This window comes from Paramagnetospirillum marisnigri (assembly GCF_001650715.1).
GTDB lineage: Bacteria > Pseudomonadota > Alphaproteobacteria > Rhodospirillales > Magnetospirillaceae > Phaeospirillum > Phaeospirillum marisnigri.
Genome location: NZ_LWQT01000094.1, coordinates 1 through 5,183, shown reverse-complemented (window position 1 = coordinate 5,183; position 5,183 = coordinate 1). Strand labels below are relative to the sequence as shown.

The 5,183-nt window shown below is 63.5% G+C and carries 8 protein-coding genes and 1 pseudogene; all 9 read left to right on the top strand.

Features of this window, described 5'->3' with window-relative positions; translation table 11 throughout:
* Positions 1–297, top strand: a 297-nt coding sequence (locus tag A6A04_RS17370) for a hypothetical protein (RefSeq protein WP_216636128.1), incomplete at its 5' end; no start/stop codon positions are given.
* Between the two features lie 26 nt (positions 298–323).
* Positions 324–866 (top strand): thioredoxin domain-containing protein, encoded by a 543-nt coding sequence (locus A6A04_RS17365; RefSeq protein WP_068495165.1) that lies wholly within the window; start codon positions 324–326, stop codon positions 864–866.
* A gap of 4 nt (positions 867–870) precedes the next feature.
* Positions 871–2,448 carry a C1 family peptidase gene (locus A6A04_RS17360; RefSeq protein WP_068495164.1) on the top strand — a complete coding sequence of 526 codons (1,578 nt, stop codon included), beginning with the start codon at positions 871–873 and terminating at the stop codon, positions 2,446–2,448.
* A gap of 9 nt (positions 2,449–2,457) precedes the next feature.
* Positions 2,458–2,976: an OmpA family protein gene (locus A6A04_RS17355; protein WP_068495162.1), complete on the top strand. Its 519-nt coding sequence runs from the start codon at positions 2,458–2,460 to the stop codon at positions 2,974–2,976.
* 127 nt (positions 2,977–3,103) lie between these two features.
* A complete protein-coding gene (locus A6A04_RS22745) occupies positions 3,104–3,490 on the top strand; it encodes a hypothetical protein (protein ID WP_068495160.1) in 387 nt (128 codons plus the stop codon).
* Complete coding sequence (locus A6A04_RS21860; protein WP_172822807.1) at positions 3,487–4,020, top strand: OmpA family protein; 534 nt, start codon at positions 3,487–3,489, stop codon at positions 4,018–4,020. Before A6A04_RS22745 ends, A6A04_RS21860 begins: the two co-directional genes overlap by 4 nt.
* A gap of 14 nt (positions 4,021–4,034) precedes the next feature.
* Positions 4,035–4,337: a hypothetical protein gene (locus A6A04_RS17340; protein ID WP_068495157.1), complete on the top strand. Its 303-nt coding sequence runs from the start codon at positions 4,035–4,037 to the stop codon at positions 4,335–4,337.
* On the top strand, positions 4,334–4,912 hold the full coding sequence (locus A6A04_RS17335) for a hypothetical protein (protein ID WP_068495155.1): 579 nt from the start codon (positions 4,334–4,336) through the stop codon (positions 4,910–4,912). The genes A6A04_RS17340 and A6A04_RS17335 overlap by 4 nt, the downstream gene beginning before the upstream one ends.
* Positions 4,913–4,938: 26 nt before the next feature.
* A pseudogene (locus A6A04_RS22970) lies at positions 4,939–5,183 on the top strand (hypothetical protein); the annotation flags it as partial.

The following is a 5,183-nucleotide window of genomic DNA, read 5'->3' as shown; positions in this document are numbered from 1 at the left end:
CTCCGTCGCCCCTGGCCAGGCAACATCAACCATGCTTCACTAACATTCGATCTGGAGCCGCCATTGGGGGCCGGTCAGGAGGTGAAGGAGGCGGTTGTCTCCGCCCGCAACGACCAAGGCGAGGAAATCCAGCGGCCTTTCATTGTGGAGCAGGCGCCGGGCGAGAGCGGCCTGTTCAAGACCGGTGTCAGTGGGGAAACCGCCCGCATTGTCTTCATCCAGAAAAGCGACGGCTGGCAGTTGTTTCCCGATACAGTGACCCTGATCCTGACCGTCTTACCGACGCCCTTGTGCTGATTCACCGAACTCTTGGGGGGGTTCTCATGAATATTGACCGTCGCGCCGCCCTCGCCATGGGCCTCGGCATGCTGCTGCCTGTTCCCGCTTTTGCCTCGCCGACGGCGGAGATGGAAACCCTGCTGGCAGAAACGCCATGGGTCGGCGATGGCGAGCCAAGCCGGCGCCATGTCTATGTGGTATTCGCGCCGTGGTGTCCCGTTTGCAAACTGTTGTTCCAGCGCACCCGCTCGGCCCGTGACGGCGTCCAATTGCGCTGGGTTGCGGGGGGCAACCGAGACGATCACGCCATCAATCAGAACCTCAACGTCGTCAGCGACCGCTCGCTCGACGCCCTGGCCCGCGTCTTCCGGCAGGAGGCCATGGAGGATCTGACCAAGAACCTGCCGGCGGTGCTCCGCCTGACTCAGTCGGACATGGCCATCAAGGAGATGGCTAAACGGATCAACTTCATCGGATATCCCACCCTGATCTTCGCGGATAGCCGGGGAGAGCTTCAATCCATTGCCGGCGTGCCGGCCGATCTCGACGCCGTCTTCGCCCAGGTCGGTCCATGGGGCAAGGAGTAGGGCCATGGGCATTCCCCGCCGCGCCTTGATGGTCCTGGCCGCGCTGGCGCCATGTCTGGCCGCGCCCGCCCAGGCCCAGACGCGCGCCACCGGCGGCGTCCTGTTGCCGCCCGCAGAGTATGTCGCGCTGCCCAAGCTACCGCGCTATCGGGCATTCCTGCCGCTGGCCGCCGATCTGTCGCCCTGGTTTCCCGAGCCCGGCGACCAAAAGGGCCAGCCGTCCTGCACCGCCTGGGCCACGGGCTACGCCCTGCGCAGCTACTATGCGAACCGGCAATCCACGGCGGCGCCCACCCCCCTCAGCCCCTCTTTCGTTTATAATCAGCTGGCGGAACCGCGCGGCGCGTGCCGTTCCGGGATCACCATTTCGTCGGCGCTGACCCTGCTGCGGCAAAACGGCGTGCCGCCCCTGTCCGAGTTCAGTTATTCCCAAGCCAACTGCGACAGCCAACCCTCGGCCGATGTAAAGGACAGCGCCAGCCTGTTCCGCATCCATGACTGGCAGAGCTTGGAGGTGAAGAAACTCGACGATCTCAAGGGGCAGATCGCCAACGGCAATCCGGTGGTGGTGGCGATGCGGCTGCCCGCCAGCTTCTTCACCGCGTCTGGAAGCGCCACCTTTGACGATGTCGAGACCAAGTCCCTGGTCCACGCCATGGTGCTGACGGCCTATAACGACGAGCGCGGCGCCTTCCGGCTGATAAACTCCTGGGGCACGGGTTGGGGCGATCACGGCTTTCTCTGGATATCCTACCGCGCCGTGTCGGCCATGACCGCCGAAGCCTATGCGGTCACCCTCGACCGCCCGCTTCCGCCGCTTCACAGCGATGAGGTGCCACCAAAGCCCGAGCCGGAACCAAAGCCCGAGCCGGTGGTGGTGACACCGCCAAAACCGGATCCGTCGCCGCACCGGCCGACCATTGCCGAGGCGCAGGCCAAGCTTCGCAATCTGGTCCGCAGCCTGAAATGCGCCAAGGTCGAGAGCAGCGCCAAGGATGGGATCCTGACACTCGGCGGTTTCGTCTCCACCGAGGAAGACCGGAATAAACTAGTCGCAGCCTTGGGCGATGGCGGGCCGGCGTGGCAGCGCCACCTCGACCTGACGGTGGAGCCCTGGCCCCATTGCGAGGCCCGGCTGACCCTGGGCGGCGCGGTGGCCCAGTCTAGCGGATTGGCCGCTTCGATTGAGGGAGGCGCCACCATGAAGGAGGGGGAGGCCCTGACGATCGAGGTGGTCACTCCCAATTATCCCAGCCATCTCTATGTCAGCTATCTCCAGGCGGATGGGCAGGTGGCGCATCTGCGCCGCTATGGTGATGCCGGCTGGAAACCGATCCCGCCCAAGACCCGCCTGACCTTGGGCGGCGCGGGCGAATGGAAGGTGTCTGGCCCGACCTTTGGCCGCGAGTCGGTGGTGGTGGTGGCCTCGGCCTTGCCACTGCTTGCCTTGGACCGTCCAGCCACCGAGAGCGAGCGGGAGTATCTCACCGAGCTTCGCCTCGGCCTGTTGGCGCAACCGTCGGTCAAGGGGCGGAAAGCCCCCTCGGCGGTGATCGTCCCCCTGATGACCATGCCGAGATAGGAGGTGGAGATGAATGCACGCATTGTCGCGCTGATGGTTGCCTTTGTCCTGCTGCCTCTGATGGCGGCAGCGACCGAGCATCCCAGTGCGGAAGACATTGCCACCAAACTCGACGGCGCGGCCCGGTCCTGGGGCTCGGATCGCGGCATCACCGTAACCAAGGCCGAGCCCGACGGAGTAGCAGCCATCGACTTGACCATCAATTTCGAATTCAACTCGGCCGCTTTGACCTCGGACGGCGAGGTTCTGGTCGGAAATCTCGGCCGCGCCCTCAAGGACCCCCGTCTGGCCGGAAAACGCTTCCGCATACAGGGCCACACCGACGCCGTCGGCGGCGACGTCTTCAATCAACGGCTGTCCGAACAGCGGGCTGAGACGGTGCGTCGCCAGTTGATCACGGGGCACACCATTCCGGCCAGCCGACTTGATGTGGTGGGTTATGGCGAATCCCGCCTGCTTGACCCCTCGCAACCGACATCGGGCGCCAATCGGCGGGTTCGGGTGGTTAACCTGGGGGATGGGAGATAGTGCTGCGGCCAGATCTCCAGAAGGGAGTTCCTCCGTCAATCCTTCATGAAAAGGACGCAATCGGATGAAATTCTCTCTATCGTTCACTTGGCCACGGGGGAGGGAACCGATGGTGTCTCGGCAATGCATGCTTCTCGTTCTGGCGCTGGGCGCCATGGCATGGCCTGCCGGGGCCGCGGATTTGCTGTCCTGCCGCTCCGCAAGCGGATTCGAGTGCCGCGCCGGACTTTGCGAGCGGCAGAATCTGCACACGAACCTGACCGTCAATTTCGACCGCAAAGAGATCAGTTACTGCGTTGGTGAAGGATGCTACGGCGCGCGTGTCGCGATGGTCGGCGCCGAGGATGGCGGGGTGTCGTTTGCTTTCGATGCCAAACCCGAACAGGGGCGAAACGGCGGACGGACGGACGGGTTGGTCACCATCCATCCCGGCAGGAACGCCGCGACAATCGGCAACTTCCAAGCCGACGGCAGTGTGACATTCAATCTCATGGATTGCGGGGAAAGACCATGATCTCACGCCTTTTCGTCATCGCGATCCTCATTGCGGCAGGGACGCCCGCCGTCGCGCAGACAAGGCCGGATTGTCCGCCGCCATGCGGCGCCGATGCTCCTTCCGGCACTGTGGACGACAGGCTCAATCTGGACACAGGCAGTGCCGTTCGGAAACAGTCTCTGGATCGCGCCATGCGGACGAACGTGGCGGCGGAGCCTTTCGCCGGCGGAAGCGGCATAATCCAATTCGCGGTCGGCACTTCCAATCTCGGCAAGGACGCCAGAGCCAAGCTCGATCAGTTGATTGTCTGGCTGAAGGCTCATCCGGAACGCAAGGCCAGGCTTGCAGGCCATGCTGACGACCCCGGCGCCGATGAATACAATCTGGCCCTGGGGGACAAGCGGGCGAACAGCGTGCTGAGCTACATGGTGGCCCAAGGCATCAAGCCATCCCGGCTGTCCACCGTCACCTTCGGCCGCTCGCGACCGCTTTTCCCAGGCGCCAGCGCAAACCAGAACAGTCGGGTGGAAATTGGTCTCGGCCAATAGAAGGCGGAACGCAGATGACGCAGCGTCGATTGACCATGGCATTGAACAAGATCCTGCGCGAAGAATCGCGATACGCGACCGGGCTGGAGAAGGGAGGCGAACTGGGCCGGGCGAAGTTGGCTCGGGCGGCCATCGACGGAATCAAGCGGGCGATGAACACCGCCGCCGGTGCCGACGACGACTCTTTTGCCATGGCTTTGCACGACGCCCTGACCGAGAGACGGATGGAGTACCGGGAAGACTGGAACGATCCGGATGGAGTGGGAACATCGACCTTCTCTCGTGCCCTTGACCTCATCGAGGCGGACTTGCCATGACCCCCTACTTGCGCATGGCTCTCTCCATGCTGGCACTGTGCCTGGCCGGCTGCGTCCCCTTCGTGCTGGAGGGGCAAACCCGCCACTTCGCTGCAAGCGAGTACAGTTATCCCCTTGCCGACGGGCACTATGTCGTCGAGGGACAAGGGAAGTCATCGGTGAAACTGGTCGCGCGGGCAGATCACCTTGCCGCCACCGTGGTCGAGGATGGCCGCGAGACGATGACCCTGATCGGTGGCTTCATCGCGCTCGGCACCTCCGGCCATTTCATCTTCCAGGCCACCGATGCGACCGAGAACGGCAAGGCGGTCAGCAAGGCTCCGGACGAAACCACCTATCTCCCGATACGCGTCAAAAACAGCGACGAGGCGACCTGGTTCGCCGGTCCCGATCGTTGCGATGCCGAGTGCTCCCGATTGCTTTTGGATCACGGCTTTCATTTGGAGGGTGGCGACTGGAGGGCGCCCAAAGGCCTGTCCAAGGTGCAACTGATGGCGTTCTACGAGGCGTTGGCACCCTTGCTGGACAGGAGCGGGTGGAAGGGAACGACGATGTTGCGCATTGCCGGTTTATGAAGGGTCGCTAATGGGTGCAGGATTGCATGGTCGAGAACTATATCGGCGCACCGACTGATGGCAGCGCTGTATCTGGGAAAAATTCCTGCCCTCACGTCATCCGGGGCGGATCCTTCGATAGCTATCCATCGTTCCTCCGCTCCGCCGCCCGCAACGCCACGGATAGTACCGCAGGATTCCGCCTCGCCAGGACGTGGGCACCTCCGGAAACTGGCGTCGGCTCGGGTTTCGTGATTCCCTATCCGTATGACGGAACAGGGGGCGGATATGA